The 27,000-nt window shown below is 43.6% G+C and carries 28 protein-coding genes; 22 read left to right on the forward strand and 6 right to left on the reverse strand.

The features are described from left to right. Window positions 1-42: 42 nt before the first annotated feature. The 15 genes from mtaB (at window position 43) to UF75_RS01145 (ending at window position 12,558) form a co-directional block, all read left to right on the forward strand. Window positions 43-1,374, forward strand: a complete 1,332-nt coding sequence (gene mtaB / locus UF75_RS01075) for a tRNA (N(6)-L-threonylcarbamoyladenosine(37)-C(2))-methylthiotransferase MtaB (RefSeq protein ID WP_242860066.1) — start codon at window positions 43-45, stop codon at window positions 1,372-1,374. Between the two features lie 129 nt (window positions 1,375-1,503). Beyond that, window positions 1,504-1,848, forward strand: a complete 345-nt coding sequence (locus UF75_RS01080) for a histidine triad nucleotide-binding protein (RefSeq protein WP_045572754.1) — start codon at window positions 1,504-1,506, stop codon at window positions 1,846-1,848. Between the two features lie 145 nt (window positions 1,849-1,993). Further along, window positions 1,994-2,170, forward strand: coding sequence for a 30S ribosomal protein S21 (gene rpsU / locus UF75_RS01085; protein WP_009620268.1), 177 nt, complete (start codon window positions 1,994-1,996; stop codon window positions 2,168-2,170). A 13-nt stretch (window positions 2,171-2,183) separates the two neighbouring features. After that, window positions 2,184-2,636, forward strand: a complete 453-nt coding sequence (locus UF75_RS01090; RefSeq protein ID WP_045572755.1) for a GatB/YqeY domain-containing protein — start codon at window positions 2,184-2,186, stop codon at window positions 2,634-2,636. Window positions 2,637-2,776: 140 nt separating this feature from the next. After that, complete coding sequence (gene yqfC / locus UF75_RS01095; protein ID WP_082074957.1) at window positions 2,777-3,046, forward strand: sporulation protein YqfC; 270 nt, start codon at window positions 2,777-2,779, stop codon at window positions 3,044-3,046. A gap of 105 nt (window positions 3,047-3,151) precedes the next feature. Beyond that, window positions 3,152-4,330: a sporulation protein YqfD gene (gene yqfD, locus UF75_RS01100; protein WP_045572756.1), complete on the forward strand. Its 1,179-nt coding sequence runs from the start codon at window positions 3,152-3,154 to the stop codon at window positions 4,328-4,330. Window positions 4,331-4,393: 63 nt separating this feature from the next. Next, the gene (locus UF75_RS01105) at window positions 4,394-6,658 is read left to right on the forward strand and encodes an HDIG domain-containing metalloprotein (RefSeq protein ID WP_045572757.1); all 2,265 of its coding nucleotides are present in this window, start codon (window positions 4,394-4,396) and stop codon (window positions 6,656-6,658) included. A 131-nt stretch (window positions 6,659-6,789) separates the two neighbouring features. Next, on the forward strand, window positions 6,790-7,263 hold the full coding sequence (ybeY, locus tag UF75_RS01110) for an rRNA maturation RNase YbeY (RefSeq protein ID WP_045572758.1): 474 nt from the start codon (window positions 6,790-6,792) through the stop codon (window positions 7,261-7,263). Window positions 7,264-7,307: 44 nt separating this feature from the next. After that, entirely contained in the window at window positions 7,308-7,691 is a 384-nt protein-coding gene (locus UF75_RS01115) for a diacylglycerol kinase family protein (RefSeq protein ID WP_045572759.1), read from the forward strand. 19 nt (window positions 7,692-7,710) lie between these two features. Further along, window positions 7,711-8,121, forward strand: coding sequence for a cytidine deaminase (locus UF75_RS01120; RefSeq protein ID WP_045572760.1), 411 nt, complete (start codon window positions 7,711-7,713; stop codon window positions 8,119-8,121). A gap of 675 nt (window positions 8,122-8,796) precedes the next feature. After that, the gene (gene era / locus UF75_RS01125) at window positions 8,797-9,711 is read left to right on the forward strand and encodes a GTPase Era (RefSeq protein ID WP_045572761.1); all 915 of its coding nucleotides are present in this window, start codon (window positions 8,797-8,799) and stop codon (window positions 9,709-9,711) included. A gap of 1 nt (window position 9,712) precedes the next feature. Beyond that, window positions 9,713-10,348, forward strand: coding sequence for a deoxyribose-phosphate aldolase (deoC, locus tag UF75_RS01130; protein WP_045572762.1), 636 nt, complete (start codon window positions 9,713-9,715; stop codon window positions 10,346-10,348). A 417-nt stretch (window positions 10,349-10,765) separates the two neighbouring features. Then, window positions 10,766-11,551 (forward strand): DNA repair protein RecO, encoded by a 786-nt coding sequence (recO, locus tag UF75_RS01135; protein WP_045572763.1) that lies wholly within the window; start codon window positions 10,766-10,768, stop codon window positions 11,549-11,551. Continuing rightward, complete coding sequence (locus tag UF75_RS01140) at window positions 11,544-11,978, forward strand: DUF4342 domain-containing protein (RefSeq protein WP_045572764.1); 435 nt, start codon at window positions 11,544-11,546, stop codon at window positions 11,976-11,978. Before recO ends, UF75_RS01140 begins: the two co-directional genes overlap by 8 nt. Before the next feature lie 16 nt (window positions 11,979-11,994). Then, window positions 11,995-12,558 carry an NUDIX hydrolase gene (locus UF75_RS01145; protein WP_045572765.1) on the forward strand — a complete coding sequence of 188 codons (564 nt, stop codon included), beginning with the start codon at window positions 11,995-11,997 and terminating at the stop codon, window positions 12,556-12,558. A 129-nt stretch (window positions 12,559-12,687) separates the two neighbouring features. On the opposite strand, the gene UF75_RS01150 is transcribed toward UF75_RS01145, so the two are convergent. The 3 genes from UF75_RS01150 to UF75_RS01160 all read right to left on the reverse strand — a co-directional run bounded on the left by UF75_RS01150 (window position 12,688) and on the right by UF75_RS01160 (window position 15,436). Beyond that, window positions 12,688-13,593 (reverse strand): glycine betaine ABC transporter substrate-binding protein, encoded by a 906-nt coding sequence (locus UF75_RS01150; protein WP_045572766.1) that lies wholly within the window; start codon window positions 13,591-13,593, stop codon window positions 12,688-12,690. Window positions 13,594-13,656: 63 nt separating this feature from the next. Then, complete coding sequence (locus UF75_RS01155) at window positions 13,657-14,349, reverse strand: ABC transporter permease (protein WP_282433747.1); 693 nt, start codon at window positions 14,347-14,349, stop codon at window positions 13,657-13,659. Beyond that, entirely contained in the window at window positions 14,306-15,436 is a 1,131-nt protein-coding gene (locus UF75_RS01160) for a betaine/proline/choline family ABC transporter ATP-binding protein (RefSeq protein WP_045572768.1), read from the reverse strand. The genes UF75_RS01155 and UF75_RS01160 overlap by 44 nt, the downstream gene beginning before the upstream one ends. Before the next feature lie 442 nt (window positions 15,437-15,878). Between UF75_RS01160 and UF75_RS01165 the strand changes: the two genes are divergently transcribed. The 7 genes from UF75_RS01165 to UF75_RS01195 all read left to right on the forward strand — a co-directional run bounded on the left by UF75_RS01165 (window position 15,879) and on the right by UF75_RS01195 (window position 24,932). After that, window positions 15,879-16,091 (forward strand): hypothetical protein, encoded by a 213-nt coding sequence (locus UF75_RS01165; RefSeq protein ID WP_045572769.1) that lies wholly within the window; start codon window positions 15,879-15,881, stop codon window positions 16,089-16,091. Between the two features lie 311 nt (window positions 16,092-16,402). Further along, entirely contained in the window at window positions 16,403-17,293 is an 891-nt protein-coding gene (gene glyQ / locus UF75_RS01170; protein WP_045572770.1) for a glycine--tRNA ligase subunit alpha, read from the forward strand. A 1-nt stretch (window position 17,294) separates the two neighbouring features. Then, window positions 17,295-19,370, forward strand: a complete 2,076-nt coding sequence (gene glyS / locus UF75_RS01175; RefSeq protein ID WP_045572771.1) for a glycine--tRNA ligase subunit beta — start codon at window positions 17,295-17,297, stop codon at window positions 19,368-19,370. Window positions 19,371-19,689: 319 nt separating this feature from the next. After that, entirely contained in the window at window positions 19,690-20,328 is a 639-nt protein-coding gene (locus tag UF75_RS01180) for a helix-turn-helix transcriptional regulator (protein WP_045572772.1), read from the forward strand. Window positions 20,329-20,481: 153 nt separating this feature from the next. After that, window positions 20,482-21,303, forward strand: coding sequence for a pyruvate, water dikinase regulatory protein (locus tag UF75_RS01185; RefSeq protein WP_045572773.1), 822 nt, complete (start codon window positions 20,482-20,484; stop codon window positions 21,301-21,303). Further along, a complete protein-coding gene (gene ppdK, locus UF75_RS01190) occupies window positions 21,296-23,944 on the forward strand; it encodes a pyruvate, phosphate dikinase (RefSeq protein WP_045572774.1) in 2,649 nt (882 codons plus the stop codon). Before UF75_RS01185 ends, ppdK begins: the two co-directional genes overlap by 8 nt. A 370-nt stretch (window positions 23,945-24,314) precedes the next feature. Next, the gene (locus UF75_RS01195) at window positions 24,315-24,932 is read left to right on the forward strand and encodes a S8 family serine peptidase (RefSeq protein ID WP_045572775.1); all 618 of its coding nucleotides are present in this window, start codon (window positions 24,315-24,317) and stop codon (window positions 24,930-24,932) included. 109 nt (window positions 24,933-25,041) lie between these two features. Here UF75_RS01195 and UF75_RS01200 read toward each other — a convergent pair whose 3' ends face one another. The 3 genes from UF75_RS01200 to UF75_RS01210 all read right to left on the reverse strand — a co-directional run bounded on the left by UF75_RS01200 (window position 25,042) and on the right by UF75_RS01210 (window position 26,996). Next, window positions 25,042-25,440, reverse strand: coding sequence for a DUF4411 family protein (locus tag UF75_RS01200; RefSeq protein ID WP_197079290.1), 399 nt, complete (start codon window positions 25,438-25,440; stop codon window positions 25,042-25,044). Then, window positions 25,437-26,579 carry an ImmA/IrrE family metallo-endopeptidase gene (locus UF75_RS01205; protein WP_045572776.1) on the reverse strand — a complete coding sequence of 381 codons (1,143 nt, stop codon included), beginning with the start codon at window positions 26,577-26,579 and terminating at the stop codon, window positions 25,437-25,439. Before UF75_RS01205 ends, UF75_RS01200 begins: the two co-directional genes overlap by 4 nt. A gap of 195 nt (window positions 26,580-26,774) precedes the next feature. After that, a complete protein-coding gene (locus UF75_RS01210) occupies window positions 26,775-26,996 on the reverse strand; it encodes an undecaprenyl-diphosphate phosphatase (RefSeq protein WP_045572777.1) in 222 nt (73 codons plus the stop codon). Window positions 26,997-27,000: the final 4 nt, after the last annotated feature.

Raw genomic sequence — 27,000 nt, forward strand, 5'->3', positions numbered from 1 at the left:
ATTATGTCTCAAGAAGTTGAACAGGTTAAAACACATCCGGCGATGTTCGAACCACGAACTACGAACCACGAACCACGAAAAGCCGTGTGTTTCGTTACTCTTGGCTGTAAAGTAAATCAAACCGAAAGCGAAGCAATGGCTCAACTTTTTCGAGAGGCAAAATATCAGGTAGTGGGTGCCTCGGAAGAAGCGGATGTTGTCGTTGTTAATACGTGTACGGTGACAAACACTGGAGATAGTAAATCCCGTCAGGTCATTCGTCGTATGATAAAGGCTCATCCGGAGAGCGTTGTTGTGGTCATGGGTTGTTATGCTCAAACGGCGCCGGGGGAAATTTTAGGGATTGAAGGGGTCGATCTGGTTCTAGGAAATCAGGACCGTGGTAAGATTCTTGAGTGGATCGAGCGTGTGAGAGCTGAGAGTAAGCCCCAGAATGCTGTGCGTGGGATTTGGGATGCGGAGGAATTTGAAGAGCTTCCGCAACTTAGTGAAGAGCATCGGACACGGGCGATGTTGAAGATTCAGGAAGGGTGTAATCAATTTTGTACCTACTGTATCATTCCTTATGCAAGGGGTCCCTTGCGCAGTCGTCTTCCAGAGAATGCGATTGCTGAGGCTCAGCGGCTAGTTAAAGAGGGATATCCTGAAATTGTCTTAACGGGGATTCATACAGGGTATTACGGACAAGATTTGGGAGGACATTGGAGTTTAGCTCGTTTGGTTGGCGAGTTAGATAAAATACCGGGGCTGGGTCGCTTGCGTCTGAGTTCTATTGAACCAATGGAATATACGCCGGAGTTAATTGAGAGTATTGTTACATCCAATAAGGTTTGCCCCCACTTACATATGCCTTTACAAAGTGGTAGTGATAAGGTGCTCGCTCGTATGAATCGTCCTTATAGTTTGAAACAATATCAAGAGCTCTTAGAGAGACTTCACCAGAGGATTCCTGATCTTGCGGTGACGACGGATATTATTGTCGGTTTTCCGGGGGAGACTGAAGAGGACCATGCCATGACACTTGATTTTGTGAGGTCCTGCGGCTTTTCCGGAATTCACGTGTTTCCGTATTCGAAACGAAAAGGGACCCCTGCAGCAGATTATCCGGATCAAGTCCCAAAGAAGATCAAAGATCAACGGGTGAAGGAACTATTGTTGGTCGCTCGAGATAGTCAAGAAACATTTATTCGCCGCTTTATTGGAAAACCGGTCGAAGTTCTGATCGAGTGGGTTGATCCGAAAGGGTGTGCTGTGGGGCATACACCCCATTATCTTCAGGTTCATCTGCCGTCATGTGAGGACGGGAAGCTGTGGTCAGCGGGGCAGTTTGTGACGGTGATTCTGGAGGAAGGTCAGTGTTCCGCAAAGCAATAACTTTGTTAAGGGGGCAATCCTTGTTTTTGTCGACAATAAATACCTGGCAAACAAAACGTCCCCATGCCAAGCTTAATTTAGTCAATTAAATTCTTTGATGGAATAAGATATGGGAGGAATAGAATTAAAATGTCGGATTGCATTTTTTGTAAAATTGCCCTTCATGAAGTTCCTAGCGAAATCTTCTTTGAAGACGACGAGATCCTTGCTTTCAAAGATATTCAACCCTTAGCGCCAGTGCATTTAATTGTAATTCCGAAAATCCATTTGCAGAGTCTTAATGATGTAACTCTGGAGCATGAACGATTAATGGGTCACCTTTTCGGCGTAATTCGTCGCTTAGCGAAGGAATTAGGAGTGGCTGAGACCGGTTACAGAGTGGTTACCAATACTGGAACAGATGGAGGACAGGTCGTGGGACACCTACATGTTCATTTGCTGGGAGGGCAGGCTCTCAATGCAACAATTGGGTGATTTTTAGAGAACGCAAAGTCACATTGACCTGTGGAAATCCAGTAACGACTGGTACGAGTGGCAAAGTGAACTTGACGCAACCCACTTCATCCAGTATAATAATAAAGTATATTTATGATGATCCAGTGGAGGGAGGGATAAGACAATGAGTGAAGTCAAAGTTGGTAAAAACGAATCCCTTGATGCCGCACTCCGCCGGTTCAAGCGTACTTGTCAAAAGGCAGGGGTTAGTGCAGAAGCTCGTAAGCACGAGGCATATGAAAAACCTAGTGTGAAGAGAAAGAAAAAGTCTGAAGCTGCACGGAAACGCAAGTTCAAGTAAGGAGTGTCTCGAATTGACCCTGAAAGATCGCCTCGTTGAGGATATGAAGGTTGCCATGAAGGCCAAAGAGGAGGGGAAGGTAAGACTTTCCGTCATTCGAATGGCTAGGGCGGCCATAAAAAATGCTGAGATCGATAAGAAAATTGAATTTAACGATGTTCAAGTCATTGAAGTATTGGCACGCGAATTGAAGCTGCGTCGGGATGCGCTTGAGGTTTTTGCACAAGCGGATCGCCCCGATAAGGTAAAGGCTCTAGAGGAAGAAATGGCCGTTCTTATGGATTACCTTCCTCAACAGCTTTCCGAAGGGGAAATTCGCCAGCTCGTTCAAGAGACAATCAACACTCTAGGGGCTTCGGGCCCTAAAGACCTCGGAAAAGTTATGGGAGCTTTAACACCTAAGACGAAAGGCCGTGCTGATGGCAAACTCGTTAATCAGGTTGTAAGAGAAATTCTCGGCGCATAACTTATTAGTTTTTGGCAAGAAAGGTCGGTTGCAATTTTATTGTAACCGACCTTTCCCCTTTTTTACTAAGAATTAGATAGTTAGGCTTGGACTATTTTTGCTCCTTCCCTCATAAATATTGAGAGAAGGAGGGGGCTCTTTTGTTCAAAAAAATTCAGACAAGTATGGGCGAAGTTTTGGATTTACCACCAGATGTGGTGGGAGAAGGTCCTAAAATTACCATAATTGGGCGGGGTCAAATCTTGGTCGAAAATTATTACAGCATTGTTAACTTCTCTGAAGAAGAAATTCGTTTGGAAACAGCTGAGGGAAATGTCTGTTTTAAAGGAAAGGGGTTAGTACTCAAAGTCATATTATCCACCGAACTGCAAATCGAAGGAGAACTTTCTTCCTTATCGTTTGTACCATGACAGAAAGAATAAGTTTTGGGTGGCATAAGCGCAACCAAAGACTTCCGACTGCGCCTGCAGGCTTGGCGCAAGTCAGGTTTTCTTTAGACGGGGAGAGATAAAGTAATGTTTGATTGGATACGGACGTTTTGGTATGGTCGAGTTCTTTTCTTTGCTAGGGGAGAACAATTGGCTCGTTTCATTAATCAAGCCCTAAAAGATGGCGTCATTTTTTATCATACGCAAAGGTCTAACCGAGGAATGCGAGCCCAGATTAAATTGGCAGATTTCCGGCGTTTGCGTAAGGCGGCTCGACTCACTCATACAAGAGTACACATTGTGGCCAAATATGGCTGGCCTTTTGTTGCCGCTCGTTGGTGGCGGAGGAAAGGACTTATAATTGGAATTTTCATAATAGCTTCGGTGTTAAGCGTAATGTCCCAATTAGTACTCTCAATTTCCGTGACGGGAAATCGAAACTTATTGTCGACTGACGTTTTAGAACGTGCTGAGAAAATTGGGCTGAAAACTGGGGTCTTTTCAAGGAATTTGGATTTAAACGGGATAGCTAGAACACTTCAAGAACAATTGCCAGATGCCGCATGGGTAGGGATCGAACGTCAGGGGACGGGTATTAAAATCAAGATTTCCGAGAAAATTCGTCCGTCCATTCCTGAAGAGGTGGGTAATCTTGTCGCTAGTCATGCAGGCGTTGTAAAGGAGATTATGGTAATTGAAGGAACCCCTCTGGTTCACGAAGGAGAAACCGTTCGAGCTGGGCAAGTGCTCATTAGAAAGCCGGAAGCTAATAATGTGAAGAATGCTAAACAGGCCTTGCCTGCTTCGGTAGCCAGAGGCTTCGTTCGTGCAAGAGTATGGTATAGTGCCGAAACTCAGATCCCGTTGGTGGAAGACAAAGTGGAGGAAAGTGGTAGAATTGCCACAGGGTGGGGTATAAAATTTGGTTCCCGCGTCATAATGGTAACAACGCAGGTTTCTCCTTTTGAGCAAGGAAGCGAAGAAGTGGTGAACGTATCTGTAAAACTGTGGAGGAATTGGCGATTCCCTGTCGAAGGTATTAAGGTAAAGTATATTGAACAGCGTAAAGTGCATTTTGAACGTTCAGTCTCAGAAGCCCTTCAATTGGCTGAACAAGATGCTCGGGCAGAAGTTCAGAAGAAAGTAACACCTAAGGTTCCGATTGTGCAAGAAACTGTCAAGGTGTTAACTAATAATACCGATACAGTACGCGTCCGGCTTGAGGTGGAAACTTATGAAGATTTGGCAGTATACGCTAATCCATAAGGATTTTGGATGGTTATTTAGGCTTGAAAGCGTTTAAACTTGGTAGGGGCACTTGGAAGTAGGATGATGGTATTGAAGTTTAGAACCGTTAAAAGTATTTGGATGAGGTTATCAAGTAGTATAGATTTTCTTAAACATCACACCACATGGCTACGCGCCATTGTTGGGGTGGTGTATTTTCTGTTATTTGTCGTTCTATTATCCTCCAATATTTTTGTCTCCACGCTTCAATTAGAAATAGGGGAGCCCAGTCCCCAACTGATCACTGCTCCATGGGATAAGGACATCGAAGATACTGTAGGATATTCTCGAGATCAAGATAAAGCAGCGAAAGCGGTTAAACCAGTTTACCAGCCTGATGAGGAGTATTTGAACTTATTGACTAAGGATTTAGAAAAAACGTTTACCACTTTGCGTGATACTTTGTCAACCACAGGGGATGATCGTACTCGCATTAATAAACTGAAACAAGCACAGCTGTTTATGGATTTACCAGAGAAAGTATTATCGTCTTTAGTAAAAATAAAACCGGATGATTTGAATGCAGTCGAACAGATCAGTAAAGGTATTATTCTAAGCAGAGCGAGCAATGTGGATTCCGGAGCTCGGATTGATGCGGAAATGCCTGGGTTTCGTGAGCGAACTAAAGCGGATCTTAGTCAGTCGGGGTTGAATGAAGAGGTAAAAGCTTTATTAAAGGTCTTTGTGGACCAAGAAATTACCAAACCAACTTTGATCGTGGATGAGGTGACAACAGACGCTTTAAGAACAACGGCCAAAAACCTAGTTAAAAAAAATGTGCTACGTTACAAGGCAAATCAAAAAATTGTCGGGCCCGGGGAGATTGTTGAGGAATCGGTTTACCAAGTCTTGAGGGCCTATGGTTTGATTAATAGTCATAATACCTGGAAATCAGCAGCAGGGATTGCGTTGATAGTTCTTGCTGGAATGGGAACAATTCTAGTATATTTGTTCCAGTATAAACGGGATATTTTGCGTTTGACCAATCGAATGGTGCTTATTGGGTTAACAATGAGTATTGTTTTGGCCATAGGGCGTGGGGTAATGGCCTTAAATTTAGGGCCTGATTATAATAATTTGTCAGGGATGCTCATTCCGGTTGCTTGGGCGACTATGTCAGTTGCGATTCTGATTGGTGTAGATGTCGCAATGCTGGTTTGCGTTGTCTTAGCGGTGTTTGCGGCTGTCCTAGTGGATCCTTCACTTTCGACTGCTTTCGGCTTGCAAGCAGGTTTGGTGGCTCTTTTTGGTGGAATCGTGGGAGTTTATAGTGTGTCCCATTTGAGTCAGCGTTCGGATTTGGCTCGGGCTGGGATATTTGTATCAGGGGTTAATATCTTGGTGATTAGCGGAATTGCCTTTAGCTCGGACATGCGGTTGATGGTCTGGGTGGTTGGGGTGATTTTGGGGATCGTGAATGGATTGGCCTCGTCGTTTTTAACGGTGGGGGCGTTGCATTGGTTTGAATCAGGATTTCGAATTACTTCTTCTGTACGGCTCTTAGAATTATCGAACCCGAATCGACCGTTGCTTAAACGCTTGCTGATGGAGGCACCAGGGACCTATCATCATAGTATTTTAGTAGGCAATTTGGCTGAGGCCGCAGCGGAAGCAGTTCATGCTGATTCGACTTTGGTAAGGGTTGGCTCGATGTATCACGATATTGGAAAGTTGAAACGCCCCTATTTTTTCATTGAGAATCAGTTTACCCAGGAAAATCCACATGATAAGATTGCTCCAACTTTAAGCTCGCTTATCATAACGTCTCATGTCAAGGATGGTTTAGAATTAGCAAAGGATTATAAACTTCCACAGCAAATTCAAGAAATTATCTCCCAGCATCATGGAGACAGTCTGGTCAGTTTCTTTTATCATAAGGCCCTTGAGGACAATGAAAATGTTCCAGAGGAGGCTTTCCATTACGAAGGCCCAAAGCCTCAGACCAAAGAAGCCGCGTTGGTTGCCTTGGCGGACAGTGTGGAAGCAGCAGTGCGGTCTATGAGACAGCCTACACCGGGGCGGGTTGAAGGTCTAGTTCGCAAGATTGTTAAGGACAAGCTACATGACGGTCAATTAGATCAATGTGATTTGACGTTTCAAGATTTAGATCGAATTGCGATGGCTTTTGTCCGTGTTTTGAGTGGAATTTTCCACTCCCGTGTAGAATATCCGGAGATACCAAGTACCCGGGAGCATGGAAGCGCCAGTTTGAATAAGAAACTCTTGGGAGAGGCTGATCAAGAGGACGGTAACGGTCCTCAAATGGATAACTTACTGGAGAATCGAGAAGGGTCTGCCAGAAATTGAGCTTCCTCAAGAGAGGTACAGTAGGCCTATTCGGGATAATTCTTAGAGGTGCTAAGATAAAAAAGAATCTTTTAAGGGGGGAAGGATAAATCACTTCCTGTTTTAAGCACAGAGAAGGTTTGTCCGAAGACGTGATTTTGGATATCTCTTGGGAAGAGGAGTCTATTCTATTGGAACAGCAGGACGTTCTCTCCGCTTTGCTAAATAACGCTATTAATGAAGCTATCCACTTATCCGGTGGGCCTGATGAGGCTGAAGTGAGCTTAATGTTGGTTAATGATCAGCGCATTCATACGTTAAATATGGAGTATCGAGGAGTGGATCGAGCAACGGATGTTCTTTCTTTTGCCTTGCAAGAGGAAATGGATGAGGAACCCGATTCAGAGTTTGAAGATGATATGCTGGGAGATATTGTTATTTCCGTTGAAAGGGCAAGGGAGCAGGCCGAGGAATATGGGCATTCTTTTGAGCGGGAGATTGTTTACCTAGCTGTTCATGGGGCGCTTCATTTATTAGGGTATAATCATGAAGAAGAAAACGATAAGCAAGAGATGCGCAGCAAGGAAGAAGAGGTAATGGCCAAATTAGGGTTAGAGAGAGTATAGCTAATACCAAGTCTTTTAGTTTAGGACGAGAGATGGAGGAAAGTATGGGGAGATACCAGAAACCGGGATTTTGGCGCAGTCTCAATCAAGCTTGGCGAGGATTACTCTATACATTGAAAACCCAGGGACATATGCAGTTTCACGTGTTCGCTGGGACGCTTGTCTTGGGCTTTGCTTGGTGGTCCAAGGTTTCACGTTTTGAATGGCTGATTCTTATTTTAGCGATTGGCTGTGTACTCGGTGCAGAAGTTATGAATTCAGCGGTTGAAATTGTTGTGGATATGGTACAACCAAACTTTCACCCTCTTGCGGGAATGGCTAAAGACGTGGCTTCAGGAGCAGTCTTAGTAACTTCAATTCAGGCTGTTATAATTGGGATCACTATTTTTGCCCCTTTGTTGTATCGCTTTGTGGGTAAGGCTTTCTAGAAAGGAGTTGTTTGCTTAAATGCTTGATCCAAAGCTTAAGCAAGAACTTTATAATCAGGCCCAAACAGCATATGGACAGGCTTATGTACCGTATTCTCATTATCCCGTTGGTTCGGCGGCACTTTTTTCATCTGGGAAGATTTATAGTGGCTGTAATGTGGAAAATGCCAGTTATGGTTTAACAGTTTGCGCAGAACGAAACGCAATTTTCCAAGCTGTGGCTCAGGGAGAGCGAAAACTGATAGGTATCGCGATTGCAGTACCGACTGATGTATTTCCATCCCCGTGTGGTGCTTGTCGACAAGTGATTCGCGAGTTCGCTGAGGATTGCCCCGTATTTTTAATTAATGGGCAGGGTGAAACGAGGGTGACTAGCTTGAAAGCGCTGTTGCCGGAGGCGTTTGGGCCGGAGTTCATCGAACTTGTGTGAGGGACTTGCGTGTACATCGCTCAGTCTTACGACGCAGAGCAAACTAACCGTTCAAGCTCCTTAAGGGGGAGCGGGGTTCATCCTTCGGCGATAGTATTATTTTAAAGAATGCGCCTACGGCGATAATCATCCTACGCCGGCAGGTATTGTTTGGAGAATAGCGGCTTCGGCGATACTCTCCACTGGAGAGTATCGTCACTGGAGACTATCGTGCCAAAAGCGCCGTCCATGGCGCATTGGCGGCAGTGTACATCCGCTGGCCCGAAGACACTGTCTTCGCACGTATTAGCCTTCTTGCAGGATGGCCGAGTGTCCCTGTAGCCAAGGATGGCGAGAAGGGACCTTGTACACTGCCCCGTATTGGGGTCGCTTGAACGGAAGTTTGCTAGTCTGCTTACGTAAAGACGTCGCTGATGTATCACACTGCGTCCCGGGGCTAGGAACTGGTTGGGTAATGCTTTGAGGATGGTTGAAGAAGGAGTACGTAAGTGGGTTGGCGGCCATTTATGGGCACCGCCTGGTTTGGGCTTAGGGACCTTATGTAGGTACATTGTGATCTTAGCTTGTGTTAAGATATGCGTACGAAATGCGAGTTGTATAGTCGCCATGACTTAAGGTTATGGTAATGAACATTAGAAAATAAATAAAGTAATAGATAGGGAAGTGACTTCACAGTTGGTTTCAACATCATCAAAAGAATTCCGTTCTGGTTTTGTGTCCGTAATTGGTAGGCCTAATGCGGGTAAATCGACCTTGCTTAATCATTTATTGGGGCAGAAAGTGCTGATTATGTCAGATAAGCCTCAAACCACCCGAAATCGTATTCAGTGTATTTTGACGGAAGAACGAGGACAGATTGTCTTTTTGGATACTCCAGGAATTCATAAACCCAAACATAAGTTAGGGGAATATATGGTCGGTAAGGCCAAGGAATCTATGCGCGAAGTGGATCTTATCCTTTATATTGTGGATCTTTCCGCCGAATATGGTCCGGGCGAAGAGTATATTATTGAGATGCTAAAGCAAACGAAGGTTCCCTGTGTACTAGTCCTAAATAAGGTTGATTTATTGGCGACGAAGGATCTGTTGATGCGTAAAATTCAACAATTTGCTGCTCTTGTTGATTTTAAAGCGATTGTTCCTATTTCGGCAAAGACCGGGGAAAATTCGGATGAACTGTTAAACGTGATTTTTGCGCAACTTTCTAAAGGACCCATGTATTATCCTGAAGATGAAGTAACTGATCAGCCGGAACGCTTTATCATGGCGGAACTGGTGCGCGAAAAAGTGCTTCAGCTGACCCACGATGAAATTCCTCACTCGATTGCAGTGGTGATTGAAGAGGTAGAAGAAAAGAAGACCCTGGTTAAAGTGAGAGCGTTGATTGTGGTTGAACGTGAATCTCAAAAGGGGATCGTTATTGGAGCAGGTGGGAAACAGCTCAAGGAGATCAGTAGTTTAGCTCGTCTGGACATTGAGGCCTTATTAGGTAGTAAGGTGTTCTTAGAAGTTTGGGTTAAAGTTAAAAAAGATTGGCGAAATCGAATGGACAGTTTACGTAATTACGGATATGGAAAGGAACGAGAGTAAGATGAATCTTGCAGGTATGACGGATCATACGTTATTAAAGCCGCAAGCGGCGGAAAAGGATATTGTTGCGCTCTGTCATGAAGCTCAATTACATAAGTTTGCGACGGTTTGTGTCAACCCGATTTACGTTCAAACTGCGGCTAAGCTCCTACACGGCACAGGGATTGGAGTTGCTGCTGTCGTGGGCTTTCCTTTGGGGGCAACGTTTACTGAAGTGAAAGTCCAAGAGGTTTTTATGGTCAAAGCACATGGTGGTAAAGAAGTGGATATGGTTATCAATATCGGTTGGGCTAAGTCTGGCCATTGGGATGCGGTAGAACAAGATATTGTTCGTGTGGTTGAAGCGGCTCACGGGTGTGGATTAATTATTAAGGTAATTATTGAAACTAGTTTACTTACGGAAGATGAGAAAAAAATGGTGGCTGAGATTGTGAAACGTGCAGGAGCAGATTACATTAAAACCTCGACTGGTTTTGCCGGAGGGGGAGCCACGGTTGAGGATGTGCGAAATCTTAAAGCGTGGGTAGGGGAAAATGTTAAGGTTAAGGCGTCAGGTGGAATCAGGACTAAGGAGTTTGCGCTTGAGCTTATCCAAGCAGGAGCGGAACGCTTGGGAACTAGTGCCGTCCTTGTGTGATACAACGCTCGGTCTTACGACGCAGAGCAAACTAACCGTTCAAGCTCCTAAATGGGGAGCGGGGTACATCCTTCGGCGATAGTATTCTTTTAAAGCACACGCCTACGGCGATAATCTCCACTGGAGACTATCGTGCCAGACTCGCCATCCTTGGCTCGGTTGGCGGCAGTGCACATCCCTGTGCACTGCCCCGTGTTTGGGGTCGCTTTCACGGAGTTTGCTATTCTGCTTACGTAAAGACGTCGCTGATGTATCACACTGCGTCCCGGGGCTTGGAACGAGGAACGTAATAACGGGGATAGTTACGTTTACTAGGGAGGCGGCACATTTTATGTGCACCGTCTTGAATAAGACCGAAAAACGAGCTTAAATGTATAGTGCTGTCATATATACATAAAATAGAAAGGGTGAGTGGGCGTGGCCGTTTATCATGCGGACGCGTTAGTGATCCGTAGTAAACAATTAGGTGAGTCGGATCGAGTGCTCACTCTTTTTTCTCGTGAGATGGGGAAGCTTCAAGCTGTAGCAAAAGGGGTGCTTAAACCTAAAAGTCGTCAAAGGGCTGGGGCTCAGTTGTTTACTTATGGAGATTATCTGATCCATCGGGGGAAAACGTTGGATACTATTAGTCAGTGCAGCCCGAGGGAAAGTTTTCCTTATCTTTGGAATGATCTTGATCGATCGTTTGCGGCGACAGGTATTGTTGAACTTTTAGATATTTCGACGATTCCGGCACAGCCAAACTCAGAACTTTTTGCACTTACATTGACCTGTTTGTTTTTACTGGAGCATTTTGAACCTACTCTTGTCCTTAGTGCTTATGCATTAAGGTCGATGGCGTTGTTGGGTTATCGTCCGCGTTTAGAGGAATGTGCCGAGTGTGGTGTTGCTGTAAAGGGTGAGCGAATGTTTTTTAGTTCTGTGGCGGGTGGTACGCTCTGTGGAAATTGTTTAGAGAACAATTCAGGCCGTTGGATTCGGGCAGGAAGTATTGCTTTTATGCGTCAACTGATTCGGGCGGATATTACTAAGTTGGACCGCTTGCGTTGGAATGATTGGATGCGACAAGAAATTGTGGAGACGTTGCGGATTTACCTAGAGAATAGATTTGAACGGCCTCTCAAATCCTGGCGGATGGGAAGTTTGACACGGGTTGAAGTGAGTGAACAATATGATGTAAAGGAAGGGAAAAACAATGATTGAGCCGTTGACGGAACTTGAAAAGGTGGATATTTTACGGGAGCGTATGGGAATAGGGTATGAAGAGGCTCGTAATGCGCTGAATTTGGCTCAAGGAGACGTTGTAAAGGCTTTAGATGATCTGGACAAGGCTCAAAAGGGAGAAGGACGGGTGTGGGAATTCAAAGGTCCGGGGAATGGAATGTGGGATGGCATTAGATCTTCGATGGTAAATATTAGTCACTCCACAATTAGTCTGAAAAGACACGAAAATACGATTGTAAGCCTTTCGGCTCCTTTGGGTTTAGCCTTGGCGTATACGGTATGGAGGAAGCCGAGTTTAAGAATGCTCGCGCTTTTAGGCGCTGTTGGGGCAGCGATTAACCATTTTGAATTGGAAGTTTCGTCTGAACAAAAGTATCCTTATGATGAGGCTACGGAAGAATTTTAGAAGAAAGAGAAAACAAATGCATTTTATCGAGTTGATAAAGAAATATATCCCCTACAATGAGCAAGAAAGAAAGGATAAAGCAGTTATATTACACTGTATTGAGCTATTCGAGGATGTTTTAACTAGGGATAATGAGATTACTCATGTTACGAGTTCGGCGTTTGTCGTTAATAGTACCAAAGAAAAAGTGCTCGTGGTTCATCACAATATCTATAATTCATGGTCTTGGACAGGTGGTCATGCGGACGGGGAAGTTGATTTATTAGCGGTTGCCATTAAAGAATTAAAGGAAGAGACCGGAGTGGAAAATTGTCACTTGGCTACTCCAGGAATATTCTCTTTGGATATACTCCCAGTGTTAGGACATATTAAACGAGGAGAATATGTGTCCCCTCATCTACATTTATCTGTTGCTTTTTTGATTGAAGCGGATGAAACTGACGTTTTGAGTATTAAAGAAGATGAAAATAGTGGGGTCAAATGGATTCCGTTAAAGGAATTAAAGGTCTACAGTAATGAACCTCATATGCACAAGGTGTATGACAAGTTTATTTCTAAAATTAAAGAGTATGGGAGTTAGGTTCTTCCATATGACAATAAATCCTGCCTTCAGTTTATGAAGGCAGGATTTATTGTTACAGGTTAGTACTGCTAATCGTTTGCTCAAAAAGCGGATTAGACTAGACCTGTTTGCCAATTGACGTGGCATTTAAATTAGGCCTTGGGCCTTAAGCCACTCGTTGGCAACATCTTTAGCCGCTTTCTTATCCAGATCAACTTTAGCGTTTAGCTGCTGCATTACTGAATCATCCAGCTTGCCTGACAAAGAGTTAAGAGCATCTGCAAGCTCCGGATGTTTGGTTAAAGTATCATTACGCACAATAGGAGCAGCATAATAGGGTGGAAAGAACTGCTTGTCATCCTTTAGCACTTGCAGATCAAAGGCCACAATTCTTCCGTCTGTAGCATAGGCAGGACACACGTCCGCTTTACCGTCTTTGACGGCACTGTACATAAGGCCTGCATCCATTGCCTTAACATCCTTGAATTGTATGCCATACAATTTTTGAATACCCTTATATCCGTCATCCCGCTCAAGGAATTCCGGCTCAGACGCCATTACTAAATCAGGTGCATGCTTTACCAGATCACTGAAGGTTTTAACACCTAACTTTTCTGCCTCGGCTTTTCGCATCGTCAGCGTATAGGTATTATTAAACCCAAAAGGCTTGAGCCAAGTAATGTCTTTCGTTTCTTTGTACATTTTGCTTACCTTAGCATAAGCTTCATCTGGGTCAGTTATGACCTCTTGTTCAAGTTGTACAGTCAAAGCCGTCCCTGTGTATTCAGCATAGATGTCAATATCTCCAGCATCTAATGCTTTCGAGGCAACCATTGTTCCTCCGAGCCAGGGTTTAGGTTCGACTTTAAGATCAGTTTTAGCCTCAACCACTCCAGCCATTAAGTAGACTAAAATGTCTTGCTCCGTAAAGTTCTTTCCACCAATTTTTATAGTGTCCCCCGCTCCTACTTTATCATTAGCTGAGCAACCAACTAAACTAAGAACCAATAGCAATACAACCGCTAAAACCCCATACATCTTTGTCTTTTTCATAAATTTCCTCCTTAAGTTATTGATTCCTCTAAAGCGATTTAGAGTTCTGCTTTAATTTACTACTTAGCCCTTGCTGCCTCTAGGCGTTACCTTTACTTCAATCCATTTGAACAAATAATCAAACATTAAGGCTAACAGTGCAGCCGGGAGTGCCCCTGCTAGAATCAGCTCATTGCTTGACATTGAAACCCCTCTGAATATCAGATCTCCCAACCCGCCGGCTCCAATCAAGGCAGCAAGAGTCGCAACACCTACAATAAGAACGGTAGATGTCCTGATCCCAGCGATAATAACAGAGAGAGAAAGAGGTATTTCTACCATAATTAATACCTGGCTTGAAGTCATACCCATACCGACTCCTGCTTCAATAGCAGCTTGGTTTACCCCCACTATACCCGTATAAGTATTACGAATAATGGGCAATAATCCATAAATAGTTAAGGCCACAATAGCAGGGAAAAATCCTATGCCTATTAGGGGGATCATTAAACCAAGCAGGGCAAGGCTTGGAATTGTTTGTGCTACGGCCGTCACGCCAATGATCGTTTCGGCTAATTTGCGATAACGGGTTAGTATGATTCCTAATGGAACAGCAATAATAATCGCGAAAAAGAGGGCAACAAATGTTAACTCAATATGCTCAACAAAAGCTGTAGCGATAGCCGGCCAACGCTCCTGGAGAATTGACAAAAATTCCATAGCTCCTTCCTTTCTAGGAATCCATTGTTCCATTTCCGTATTTATCTGCCATGACATCGACTAAACTCGCTCTGGTAATAACACCTACCAGCTCTCCTTCAGCACTGAGCACAGGCAGGTTGGAGACATTGTTTTCACTGATGATATCTATGGCCTCGCTTAAGGGCCGGTTTCTCTGAATTGTAGCAAAATCCGTTACCATAATATCCTTGAGGGTTAACTTTTCGTCACGGTAATGTTGCTGGATATCCCATGCTTTGACAATACCCAGATATTTATTTGACGGTCCAGTTATGAGTAAGCTATCAACTTTTTGTTTTTGCATAAGCTTGATAGCCTCTGCCAAACCGCGGCTAGGACCGGCTGTAACGGGTTTAATCATTACCTCTTCAACATCAGGTAGGATTCCGGCGGCATTGAGTCTGTCTTCTCCTATAAAGGAGCGTACAAAATCATTGGCCGGGTGGCGTAGGATGTGGTCAGGGCTGTCTAGTTGGACTATCTTGCCGTCTTGCATAATGCAAATACGATCCGCAATTTTAAGGGCTTCATCCATATCGTGAGTGACGAAGACGATAGTTTTCTTAATTTCCTGTTGCAGTCGAATCAGCTCATCCTGTAGTTGTTCGCGGCTGATTGGATCTAAGGCACTAAAGGGCTCATCCATTAATATAATTGGCGGTTCAGCGGCTAGAGCTCGAATCACTCCTACCCTTTGTTGTTGACCACCGCTTAGTTCTGCGGGATAACGATCGCGATATACATTCGGATCTAAGCCGACCATAGATAAAAGATCATCTACTCTCTGTTGGTAGCTTGAAGGATTTACTTTTTTGAGTTTCGGTACTAAGGCTACATTTTCACCAATTGTCATATGGGGTAAGAGTCCAATATGCTGGATGACATACCCAATATTACGCCGTAACTCAACGGGATTTTCCTTACTGATATCCTTATTCCCTATCCAGATTATACCTTGTGAAGGTTCGTTTAATCGGTTAATCATTTTCATTGTGGTCGTTTTACCACAGCCACTGGGACCGATCAACACAAACAGTTCCCCTTCATCAATGTGAAAAGATAGGTTATCCAAGGCTTGAAATCCGTCCGAGAATACTTTGGATACTTTATCAAACCGTATCATTATTAACACCTCCTTTTGAATCAAAATCACTAACTTTAGATTTATTTATATTACATCTTACAACTCATTTCACTGAGTGAAGTTGTCTGTGATATTTTACCACCTATTATCTTACCGTGCAACCGCAAGGGAGCCAGATCTCCATAAGATATCTGACTTTCCCTAATATAACTCCGGTTATCGTCGTGTATGCTCAAAATTACAAAAAGTCACTTCACATTTTGTTTTCTTTATATATTACAGTTGGGTAAAGAGGTAAATTTGACACAATTTCTTCTTCAGCATATAATAATTTAAATTGATACCTTAATATGCGATGATGAGAAAGAAGTTCACGAATCCTCTCTTAAGCGAGTTCGGGTGGGTGGAAGCCGAATGAGAAAAGTGGATGGGGCAACTCTGAGCACATAACAACGAAGGGGACCCTGAGGGGTCAAACAGGGTGGAACCGCGGGAACAAGCTCTCGTCCCTGTAGCTTTAAAATGCTACGGGGGTGAGGGCTTTTTTATTCGTTTTTGTCCAAGGGCCATATATAAGATAGCTTTCTACAAGGTCATTCTCGCCATCCTTGGTATTAGTCATCGCGATGCCTTGTCATCCATGGCCAGCGATTTAAATTCGAACGTCCTTGTTCGGGTCATGGTCAGCACATAAGCTTAGCCAATCCCAACTCGAAAGCTAATTGGAGGGTAAGCGAGTTACAAGTAAGTAAAAAGTAGTTGACTGAGTATGAAATCGGCTGATGCAAGTTTCAAATCGAAAGAGTACAAATCGAAAGAGTACAAATCGAAAGAGTACAAATCGAAAGAGTACAAATCGAAAGAGTACAAATCGAAAGAGTACAAATCGAAAGAGTACAAATCGAAAGAGTACAAATCGAAAGAGTGCAAGTCAAAAGAATGCAAGTCAAGAACCGTCCCCAACTTGCACACGTAATTAATAATAATTATACGAGGAGGCAGACTATGAAGTTTCAAGACATTATCCTTACGCTTAACCAGTTTTGGGGAGAACAAGGCTGTATTATTGCCCAACCCTATGATGTAGAAAAAGGGGCCGGTACCATGAACCCCGCGACCTTTTTACGTGCTCTCGGACCAGAGCCTTGGAATGTGGCGTATGTTGAGCCGTCACGTAGACCCACGGACGGACGGTATGGAGAAAATCCTAATCGCTTACAGCATTATTTCCAATACCAAGTTATTCTGAAGCCCTCACCTGACAATGTTCAGGAGCTCTATTTGCAAAGTTTAGAGCGCTTGGGGATTAACCCCAAAGAGCATGATATCCGTTTTGTAGAAGACAACTGGGAGTCTCCAACTTTAGGTGCTTGGGGGCTAGGCTGGGAGGTCTGGTTGGATGGCATGGAAGTGACACAGTTTACGTATTTTCAACAGTGCGGGGGGATTGACTGTAAACCAGTTTGCGCTGAGATCACCTATGGTCTGGAACGTCTGACCACCTATATTCAAAACAAAGATAGTGTTTACGATATAGAGTGGGTCGGAGATATCACCTACGGTGATATCTATCTGCAAAATGAAATCGATTACTCACATTACAACTTTGAAGTGGCAGATATAGAGGCCTTACAGACTTGGTTTGAGATGTACGAGCGTGAGGCGAAGCGGGTCGTGGAAAAAGGACTGGTGCTTCCTGCTTATGATTACGTGTTGAAATGCTCGCATACGTTCAATCTGCTTGAGGCCCGCGGGGCAATCAGTGTCACGGAACGAACAGGTTATATTGCTCGGGTGAGGGCGCTAGCTCGCCTTTGTGCACAGGCTTATGTGGAGCAACGAGAGAGACTGGGCTTTCCTTTATTAAAGAACGCTGTTGTGAAAGAGGTGAAGTAAGATGGTGAACGATTTTTTGCTGGAACTTGGAATGGAAGAAATCCCCGCTAAATTCTCCCCAGGGGCAATGACCCAGTTGGAAGAACAGGCACGCAAACGTTTTAACGAGCTCCGCTTAACATTTACTGAAATTAACATCTTTGCAACCCCACGCCGTCTCGCACTTTTAGTGACAGGTCTGGAGGAGAAACAAAAGGATTTGTCTATAGAAGTTAAAGGGCCGGCTTTAAAAGCGGCTTATGATGCGAGTGGCGTACCAACGAAGGCAGCCCAAGGGTTTGCCAGAGGGCAGGGAGTCATAGTAGAAGATCTCTTTGTACAAGAAGTCAATGGGGTGCCTTATGTTTTTGCTCGTAAATCGGAAATTGGGGTGGAGACCCGGACGCTTCTCCCTCAGTTAGCCATTGGCCTTATTAATGCTCTCCATTTTCCAAAACCGATGCGCTGGGGGACCCTTGATTTTCGTTTCGCTCGGCCAATTCGCTGGATTGTAGCGCTTTATGGGACAGAGCTTGTTTCCTTTGAGTTTGTTGGACTTGAGTCTGGACGCATTTCGCGTGGACATCGCACTTTGGTGACTGGCGGTGTCTTGATTGGTGAACCCTCCGATTATCGTGAAGCTCTGCGTCAGGCGTATGTTATTGCAGATCCAAAAGCACGTAAAGCTAATATCCTAACCCAAATCAAGGTCCTTGCCGAGAAGGTGGGTGGCGAGGTGCCTGAAGATGAAGAACTCTTGGATGAAGTCATCCACCTTGTCGAGTACCCGACCGCTTTATTAGGTGAAGTGGCGGCTGAATATATGCATTTACCTGAGGCTGTGATCACAACACCTATGCGGGAGCATCAACGGTATTTCCCGGTCAGAACTAAAGCGGGAGAACTTTTACCTTATTTCATTACGGTGCGCAACGGCAATGATTTTGCCTTAGATACGGTTAAAGCGGGAAATGAAAAAGTGCTAAAGGCTCGTTTAGAAGATGCCGCTTTCTACTATAGAGAAGATCAAAAAGTTCTCCTTGCAGAGCTGGTTTCAAAGTTGGGAAAAATTGTTTATCACGAAAAACTAGGGACGGTCGAACAACGGGTCAATCGTTTACGTGGCCTGTCTCAGTTTATGGCAGAAGAGCTGGGGTTCGAAGTTAGCAAGCAAGAAGTCATTGACAGGACGGCTTTTTTAGCGAAAGCGGATTTGGTCACTCTAATGGTCAGCGATTTTCCAGAACTGCAGGGAATTATGGGGGCAGATTATGCAAAGGCTAGTGGAGAGAACCCAGAGGTCTGTCAAGGGATACTTGAGCATTATCAGCCTCGTTTTACAGGTGACGGGTTGCCTGCCTCGGATTCAGGTCGAGTGGTTAGTATTACCGACAAATTGGATGCGATTGTTGGAGCGTTTAGTATTGGCATTCAGCCTACCGGGTCCCAAGACCCTTATGCACTGAGACGGCAAGCGCAGGGCATTATCGCTATCCTTTTAGATTCAGGATGGGATCTCTCCCTAACTCAGCTTTTAAGGAAGTCTTATAGCCTTCTCGAAGAGCAAGGGGTAGAGTTGTTGCCTATAGCGGATATTGAGCCTTTATTACTGGACTTCTTCCAACAGAGGGTGCGTTTTGTGCTACTGGAAAAAGGGCTCCGTTATGATACTGTCGACGCGGCATTGGCGTCAGGGAGTGATGACGTGAATCGTGCTGTGAAAAGAGCTCAGCTACTTTCCGTCAAACGGGAAGAAGAAGCATTTATACTCTATGCCCAAACCTATACGCGTTGCTTTAATCTGACTAAAAAAGAATCCGCTCTGACGTTAGATTCATCGATACTGGTAGATGAGACTGAAATTGCGTTGGCAAAAGGGATAGTCGAGCGTAGAGAGCGGTTTGATCAGAGCATAGCGCAGGGTGATTATGAGGAGGCTTATGACTTAGCATGGGAACTCGTCCCGCAAATCGAAGCCCTTTTCCTAGCGGTCATGATTATGGTGGAAGATGAGACTTTAAAAAGGGCTCGCTTGGCATTGCTAAGTCAGTGTGTGGAAATCTTGGGTTGTTTGGGAGATTTAAGTGTTTTAGCATAAGTGAAAGCGACTTGTTAAAGCGGAAATCTTATGAGTGGATCAGGAACATGAAATATAGAGGGCTGTAACTTACATGTGTTCAAACTTTGTTCGCATGTAAGTTACAGCCCTTTTTTCGGTTAGTCAGACCCCCTTGCAGCTTTGCACCATGCCGTATCTTTGACGTTAAGTTATTATTAATAGTGAGCATATAAAAAATATAGGTTTTATATGCTCACTATCTAGTCAAAAAATAATATAATATGATATAATCAAGCGCGTAAGGCTTCATTAGTATGTCACATTACGGTTTGATAGAAACATTAAGGGGTGAAATGGGTTGGAATGGACGGAACGTCAACAGCGAATTGTAGAGATCGTGAAAGCCTCAGGCCCCATCACTGGTGAAAAGATTGCGGCAATGCTGGATTTGACGCGAGCCACTCTCCGCCCGGATTTAACCATTTTGACGATGTCCGGTGTCTTAGTGGCCAGACCGCGCGTTGGGTATTCCTATCGAGAAGATCTCGCGCCTTCCCCAATTATGGAGAGAATGTTACAGCTACGGGTCTGCTCGTTTAAATCTATGCCTGTTACGGTTCTGGAAAATGCCAGTATCTATGAAGCGACGGTTGCAATGTTTACGCAAAACGTCGGAAGTTTAACCGTAGTTGGGCCAGACAGGATCCTTTTAGGAATGATCTCTCGGAAAGATATAATGAAAGCTTCTTTGGGGAAAATTGACCTTCAACAAGTGCCTGTCGGTGTGATTATGACGCGTATGCCAAACATTTATATGACGACCTCGGATGAACCAGTCTTAAGTGCTGCTAAGAAATTGGTACAACATCAAGTTGACAGTTTGCCAGTGGTGGAAGGGTATGTGGACGAGAAGGGTAATGAATGCTATGAAGTCGTCGGCCGGTTTACCAAAACAAATGTCACTAAGCTCTTTGTAGAAATTGCGGAAATCCGATAAGAATTCTGAAAGCGGAAGCCAGAGGCCAAAAAAGGAAACCTGGTACATAGAGTCCAAAAGTAAGGATGCTGAGGTTAGAACTTTAGGCCCACCGAGCACTCCACTTGTGTAGAAGTGGGGGCTCACGACTGAACGAAATTCGGAGGTGTGTATGTGGCGACTCAAATGGCGGTAATTTATGTCATTTCAGATGCACTTGGAGAGACGGCTGAGTTTGTAAGTAGGGCTGCGGCAGCACAATTTATTGGCGTAAAGACTCGGATTCGCCGGGTTCCCTATGTGCGGGATCAAGCCCATTTGGAAGATATAATGGAAGAGGCTATTGCCGAGCAAGCAATTTTAGTCTATACCCTTGTACTTAAAGATCTTCGTGATTATTTAGAGAGAAAGGCCTTTGAAAAGGGGCTTAAAACGGTTGATATTTTAGGGCCGCTGATTGGTGCTCTAAGTTATCAAACGGGTATGGATCCCACTCATACACCGAACATTATCCATCGCCTTGATGAACAGTATTTTCGCAAGGTAGAAGCGATCGAATTTGCTGTTAAATATGATGATGGGAAAGACTCACGCGGGGTACTTTATGCTGATGTTGTGCTGATAGGTGTTTCTCGAACTTCGAAAACTCCACTCAGTATGTATTTGGCGCATAAAGGTCTCAAAGCAGCTAATATTCCGCTGGTTCCAGAAGTTAATCCGCCTGAGGAACTTTTCCAAATTCCATCACGGAAGGTAATTGGTTTGACTTTGCGGCCGGAATTGCTCAACCAGATTAGAACTGAACGCTTAAAGACTTTAGGGCTGGGAGCAACTTCTGATTATGCTAATCTTGACCGAATTATGCGAGAGTTGGAATATGCACGAGGCATCATGAAACGTATAGGTTGTCCCATCATCGATGCTACGGGTAAAGCTGTTGAAGAAACCGCGAGTATTATCTTAGAAATTTTATTTAAGGGGGATCGAAATGAGTAAAAAATATGTTTACTTATTCCAAGAAGGTAAGGCTGCTATGCGTGATTTGTTGGGTGGAAAAGGAGCCAATTTGGCTGAGATGACGCAAATTGGTTTGCCGGTCCCTCCAGGATTTACGATTACTACGGAAGCTTGTAACGAGTATTACATCAATGGCGAGAAATTGCCGGATGGGGTATGGGAAGAAGTTTGGCCAGCTTTGGCCGAGGTTGAAGCAGCGACTGAAAAACTCTTTGGAGATCCGAAAAACCCACTGCTCGTTTCTGTAAGGTCTGGAGCGAAGTTCTCAATGCCCGGTATGATGGACACAGTGCTCAATTTGGGGCTTAATGATGAGACTGTGGTTGCTTTGGCCGAGAATACACAGAATGAACGTTTTGCTTGGGACTGTTATCGACGTTTTATCCAGATGTTTGCTGATGTCGTCTTGGAAGTGGAGCATTACAATTTCGAACAAATTCTTGAGATCGCCAAGGAAAAACAGGGTGTCCAGTATGACTCCGAACTTTCTTCGGAAAGCCTTAAATGGATGGTCAGTGAATATAAAAAGAAGATTGAACGTAAAACCGGGAACCCGTTTCCTATGGATCCTAGGATTCAGTTAGAGCAAGCGGTTTTAGCCGTTTTTCGTTCGTGGAATAATGATCGTGCTAATGTTTATCGGAAAATCAATAATATTCCTCATGACATCGGGACTGCGGTCAATGTTCAGTCTATGGTCTTTGGAAATATGGGATCTGATTCAGGCACGGGCGTGGCCTTTACCCGTAATCCTTCGACTGGAGAAAGTGCACTTTATGGCGAATACCTGATGAATGCTCAAGGGGAAGACGTGGTTGCAGGAATAAGGACCCCAAACCCGATAGCTACTTTGGCTCAGGAAAATTTGGAGATTTATAACCAGTTTGTGGAGATCTCCAAACGTTTGGAGTTCCATTATCGGGATATGCAAGATATCGAATTTACGATCGAGCGCGGTAAACTTTACATGCTTCAGACTCGAAATGGCAAACGAACTGCCTCTGCGGCTATCCGAGTGGCTATCGAACTTTTCCATGAAGGGGTCATTACTAAAGAAGAAGCTGTCATGCGGATTGAGCCGGATCAATTGGACCATTTATTACATCGCCGTATGGACACGGGTTCAAAGCTCCAAGTTCTGGCCAAAGGCTTGCCTGCTTCACCAGGGGCTGCTTCAGGAAGGATCGTCTTAAGTGCCGAGGAAGCTGAACGGTTAGGAAATCTTGGCGAGAAAGTGATTTTAGTGCGTACTGAAACTACCCCAGACGATATTCGTGGCATTTTGGCAGCACAAGGGATTCTAACAAGTCGGGGTGGTATGACGAGCCATGCGGCTGTTGTATCCCGTCATATGGGCAAACCAGCTGTCTGTGGGTGCGATGCCTTGAAGATAGACTATACGCAAGGGTTGTTCGTGATTGATGGGGTTGACTATCCTCAAGGAACGATTATCTCGATCGACGGCTCAACCGGTCGAGTGATTAAAGGGGAAGTATCCATGGTCGATCCAGAACTTAGCGAAGGCTTTAAGGAATTCTTGGGTTGGGCGGATGAAATTGCTCGACTTCGTGTTATGGCGAACGCAGATAGTCCAACCGAAGCGACGAATGCTCGTGATTTTGGAGCGGTCGGGATCGGGTTGACTCGCACAGAGCATATGTTTATGGACCCTGAGCGAATCCCTATTGTTCAAGAGATGATCTTGGCTCAAACGCTTGAAGAACGTGAAGTGGCTTTGTCTAAACTATTACCCATGCAGGAAGAGGATTTTTACGGGATTTTGAAGGCCATGCAGGGACTTCCAGTAACCATTCGGTTGCTCGATCCTCCCCTTCACGAGTTCCTTCCGCATTCTGAGGAGTTAGTGGTGGAGATAACAAAACTGAGGATGAATAAAAGTGATCCGACCTCCTTACATGAAAAAGAATCCTTGTTACGTAATGTTCGGGCCTTATCCGAATTAAATCCAATGCTTGGTCACCGGGGTTGTCGTCTTGGCGTGTCCTTCCCGGAAATCACGGTCATGCAAGCTCGGGCAATTTTCCAAGCCAGCGCCCGTTTGATAAAAGAAGGGTATGACATTCATCCTGAAGTCATGATTCCTCTAATTATGGGAAAAGAAGAATTTCTGATGATGCGCAAGTTGGTAGACGACACCGCAGCAGAGGTTATGAACGAACAAAATGTACAGCTTCACTATAAAGTTGGAACCATGATTGAGGTGCCGCGTGCAGCACTTTTGGCTGATGAGATTGGAAAAGTAGCAGATTTCTTCTCCTTCGGGACTAATGATCTTACCCAGATGACTATGGGCTTGTCTCGAGATGATGCTCAAGGAAAGTTTCTCCCAGTGTATCTCGATAAAAAGATCATGACAACAGACCCCTTTGTCGTGTTAGATCGTGAAGGAGTTGGAAAGCTAATTGGCATAGGCGTAAACTTAGGGCGTAGTACAAACCCAGATCTCGGCCTAGGGATTTGTGGTGAGCACGGTGGGGAACCGAATTCTGTGGAATTCTGTCATATGGTTGGTTTGGATTATGTTTCCTGCTCTCCGTTCCGCGTACCGATTGCGCGCTTAGCTGCTGCCCAGGCTGCCATAAGCAACAAGGGGCAATAAATTAAAACAAAAAATAGTATAGAAATAGCTTTCAAAGCCTTATACATCAAGGCTTTGAGGGTTTAGGTGCAAAAATAGTGAGGGTATTGTCTTTTATGATATTAAGAGACAATGCCCTGATTTTATGGTGGCGGCAGCTTTCAAGAAGAATATTTACCGGGAATAAATGGCGGAGCTAAAGGCAGTAATTATGTCGATATAACAGCAAAAACATTGAAACCCAAGAGATAGTAAACTATTACCTCACGATGGAAAAGATAAATGGTGAAGTCGCACTTAAAGTTAGATTGTGAGAGCTTCAAAACTACAAGGTTCTTGGACCATCTGTAGTTTCTATATAACCCAGTATTAATTGGGAAGGGGCAAGAAAATGAGCAAAGAAAAGCTAAATATTAAACCAATCACAATATTATTACTATGCATAACACTGTTACTTCCAATGACTTCCTATGCTTCTAGTAATAACGAGCATAATACTCAATCATTTTGCGATGACCATGGTCACGGTACTCATGTCGCAGGGATAATAAGTGCAATTAATAACGACCTTGGAATTGTTGGGACTGTTAGTTATCCAGCTAAATATACTCGATCAGTTATTGCTGTCTCGGCAATAGACGAGAACGACCAAAGACCGTTTTGGTCATCCACTGGGAAAGAAGTGGAAGTGTGTGCTCCAGGCGTTAATATTTTGAGTACATATTTAAACGAACAATATGCCACAATGAGTGGCACTTCTATGGCAACCCCATTTGTTACTGGCGATTTGGCTTTATTAAAGCAGAAGTACCCATTATATACAAATATTCAACTACGTAGTTTACTTGATAAAGACATCCTAATGGTAATCTTCCTTTTAAATAATAAAAAGCATCCTCAAACTGAGAATGCTATTCAGCACTTAAATTTTAAAACTCTTTTGTATACGATCGAAAACTATTTCTACTCATCTTTCTTGAAGGAAATTTATCCGATTTTCGAACGGTAATTATCAAAATTTCTAACCAAACTTTATACTTAATCTGCGTAGCATCTCAAAAGTGTTAATGTATGAAATATTAAAGGCACGGCATACATTTGGTATCGGAATTTTTCATTTATATCCCCGTTATATACTTCATGTGTGACAATTGTGTAATACGCGCTTTAGCACAAGCTATCAACCAACTATCAGCTACTGATGCAAACTCTGATTTTGCTGCATCAGTAAATTGATTCTGATTAATTGCCCACTGCATAATATCACTATAGGCGTTAAAAACTGCTTCATCATCAGTTGATTCAAACCATTTAATAAATTCATTATTAGCCCAAATTTTAAGGCCATCTCCATCGTCAAATCTATTAATTTCCTGATGTATACGATCAATACTCACTAATTTACCCTCTTCTGCGTTCTGTTCTAATGCATACCAAAAAGCTGGAGCGATATCGAATGAGTAATACCTTTGATTCGCTTCAATAAAAATGTTAGCATCTAAAAGAAATTTACTCACGCGTCACCTCCGAAGCCCAGACGTGCAGCAAATTCGGAAAAAGTTTTTCCTCTAATCCCAGTAAGTCGATAGGCCTCGCTATACAGAAGCTTTCCTTCAATTGTCGCTCTTATGACACTCTCTCCGAAACGTCGACCAATGCGAAAATTTTGAGATGTATAGAAATTACCACCGCTCATACTTTCACGGTTCTCTACTGCAAGACGGTTTTGATAGAATTTTAAAAACTCATCTCTGGTAATCAACATTAAATCTAAGGCTCTACGAGCTGCAACAATTTCACTCACCTTAAAATGCCGAGCTAATACTTGAAACCTTTGATCCTTATTCTTAGCACTCTGCCACATTTCGAGCAACTCTATTTCGGGTACAAGGAACTCCGCAGCGACTATATTACATACCTTTTCGATATCATTATTAGCTGCATGCAAATCCTGTAGATCAAATGCAGCACTGACTCCAAACCAAATATGGGCTAGTTCATGTGCTAAGGTGAACATCTGAGCAGCTTTCCCATCCGCACCATTAATGAAAATTAACGGAACATATTCATCTATGAGTACAAACCCTCGAAACTCTGTCACATCTAATTTACGATGAGTATTATTTCCAACGATACCATTTACCGCTAAAACAATTCCTATATCTTCAACCTTTTGAAATAGCATACGTAAAGCGTCTTGCCATGTATGATATTTAGATGCCCACCCATCTCTTAATCCTAGCTCTGCCCTAATTTCTTTTGCAATTTCGATCGGATTACTATTTACATTTTTTACGCCAACAAAGCTCAATGGATGATGCCCTTGATCAATAAAGTACTCACGCATCCACTTTTGTCGTCGTTCCATTATTTGAACGGTTTCTAAAAGATTAGGGCTAGGATTAGATGTTTGATCATCGTCAATTGTCCTATAGTGAGGTATTGGTAAACGTTCAATTGGTGGCTCATTAAGGAAAAAATATCCAAGAGGGGTAGAGGTTACCTTAGCCAACTTTTCGAGTTGTTTTAAAGTAGGCTGACTTTCTTTGTTAATCCATTTTAGCCAATTAGGAAAGTCAATATGGATTAAATCACTTTTTCCTGAGCGGTCAGCAGCCCATTTTAAAATATTTGGATTAACATCAACCCTTGCCATGGTAATTCCTCCTTCCTGGAATTATAATAATGATATTATACTAAAATTGTAGATATTTAAAGAGCCTTAGCATCATCAATCTCGACAAAAATAATTACAATAACCAAAATTGGTTGATAAAGCAAGATTCTTTATTCAGAAATCACTTAGTTATTTATATTTATTTCCATAATTACCCATTCTTCAATCCTCTGTCTATCTTAACTCCATTGTAAACCATGTGCCAAATAAAATAAGCATGATTGCTACCGTCTGATAGTTATAGAAAAGGGCATCTAATTCATCTTCCCATAAAACACCAACGATACCAGTCGGGATAGAAGTCACTTCAATTTTAAACCACATAGAAATTGTATCTTTTTTTAAAGACACCCCATTCTTGAAGGAGATGGGAAGTAGTTCATTCCAAAATAGCACTAAG

The organism is Desulfosporosinus sp. I2, assembly GCF_000960765.1.
GTDB lineage: Bacteria > Bacillota > Desulfitobacteriia > Desulfitobacteriales > Desulfitobacteriaceae > Desulfosporosinus.

Bases quoted from the DNA above. Each gene is read 5' to 3' on its own strand.
- mtaB (WP_242860066.1), top strand. From the start codon at position 43: ATGTTCGAACCACGAACTACGAACCACGAACCACGAAAAGCCGTGTGT.
- UF75_RS01080 (WP_045572754.1), top strand. From the start codon at position 1,504: ATGTCGGATTGCATTTTTTGTAAAATTGCCCTTCATGAAGTTCCTAGC.
- rpsU (WP_009620268.1), top strand. From the start codon at position 1,994: ATGAGTGAAGTCAAAGTTGGTAAAAACGAATCCCTTGATGCCGCACTC.
- yqfD (WP_045572756.1), top strand. From the start codon at position 3,152: ATGTTTGATTGGATACGGACGTTTTGGTATGGTCGAGTTCTTTTCTTT.
- UF75_RS01105 (WP_045572757.1), top strand. From the start codon at position 4,394: ATGATGGTATTGAAGTTTAGAACCGTTAAAAGTATTTGGATGAGGTTA.
- UF75_RS01115 (WP_045572759.1), top strand. From the start codon at position 7,308: ATGGGGAGATACCAGAAACCGGGATTTTGGCGCAGTCTCAATCAAGCT.
- UF75_RS01120 (WP_045572760.1), top strand. From the start codon at position 7,711: ATGCTTGATCCAAAGCTTAAGCAAGAACTTTATAATCAGGCCCAAACA.
- deoC (WP_045572762.1), top strand. From the start codon at position 9,713: ATGAATCTTGCAGGTATGACGGATCATACGTTATTAAAGCCGCAAGCG.
- UF75_RS01140 (WP_045572764.1), top strand. From the start codon at position 11,544: ATGATTGAGCCGTTGACGGAACTTGAAAAGGTGGATATTTTACGGGAG.
- UF75_RS01145 (WP_045572765.1), top strand. From the start codon at position 11,995: ATGCATTTTATCGAGTTGATAAAGAAATATATCCCCTACAATGAGCAA.
- UF75_RS01150 (WP_045572766.1), bottom strand. From the start codon at position 13,593: ATGAAAAAGACAAAGATGTATGGGGTTTTAGCGGTTGTATTGCTATTG.
- UF75_RS01155 (WP_282433747.1), bottom strand. From the start codon at position 14,349: ATGTCATGGCAGATAAATACGGAAATGGAACAATGGATTCCTAGAAAG.
- UF75_RS01160 (WP_045572768.1), bottom strand. From the start codon at position 15,436: ATGATACGGTTTGATAAAGTATCCAAAGTATTCTCGGACGGATTTCAA.
- glyQ (WP_045572770.1), top strand. From the start codon at position 16,403: ATGAAGTTTCAAGACATTATCCTTACGCTTAACCAGTTTTGGGGAGAA.
- glyS (WP_045572771.1), top strand. From the start codon at position 17,295: ATGGTGAACGATTTTTTGCTGGAACTTGGAATGGAAGAAATCCCCGCT.
- ppdK (WP_045572774.1), top strand. From the start codon at position 21,296: ATGAGTAAAAAATATGTTTACTTATTCCAAGAAGGTAAGGCTGCTATG.
- UF75_RS01195 (WP_045572775.1), top strand. From the start codon at position 24,315: ATGAGCAAAGAAAAGCTAAATATTAAACCAATCACAATATTATTACTA.
- UF75_RS01205 (WP_045572776.1), bottom strand. From the start codon at position 26,579: ATGGCAAGGGTTGATGTTAATCCAAATATTTTAAAATGGGCTGCTGAC.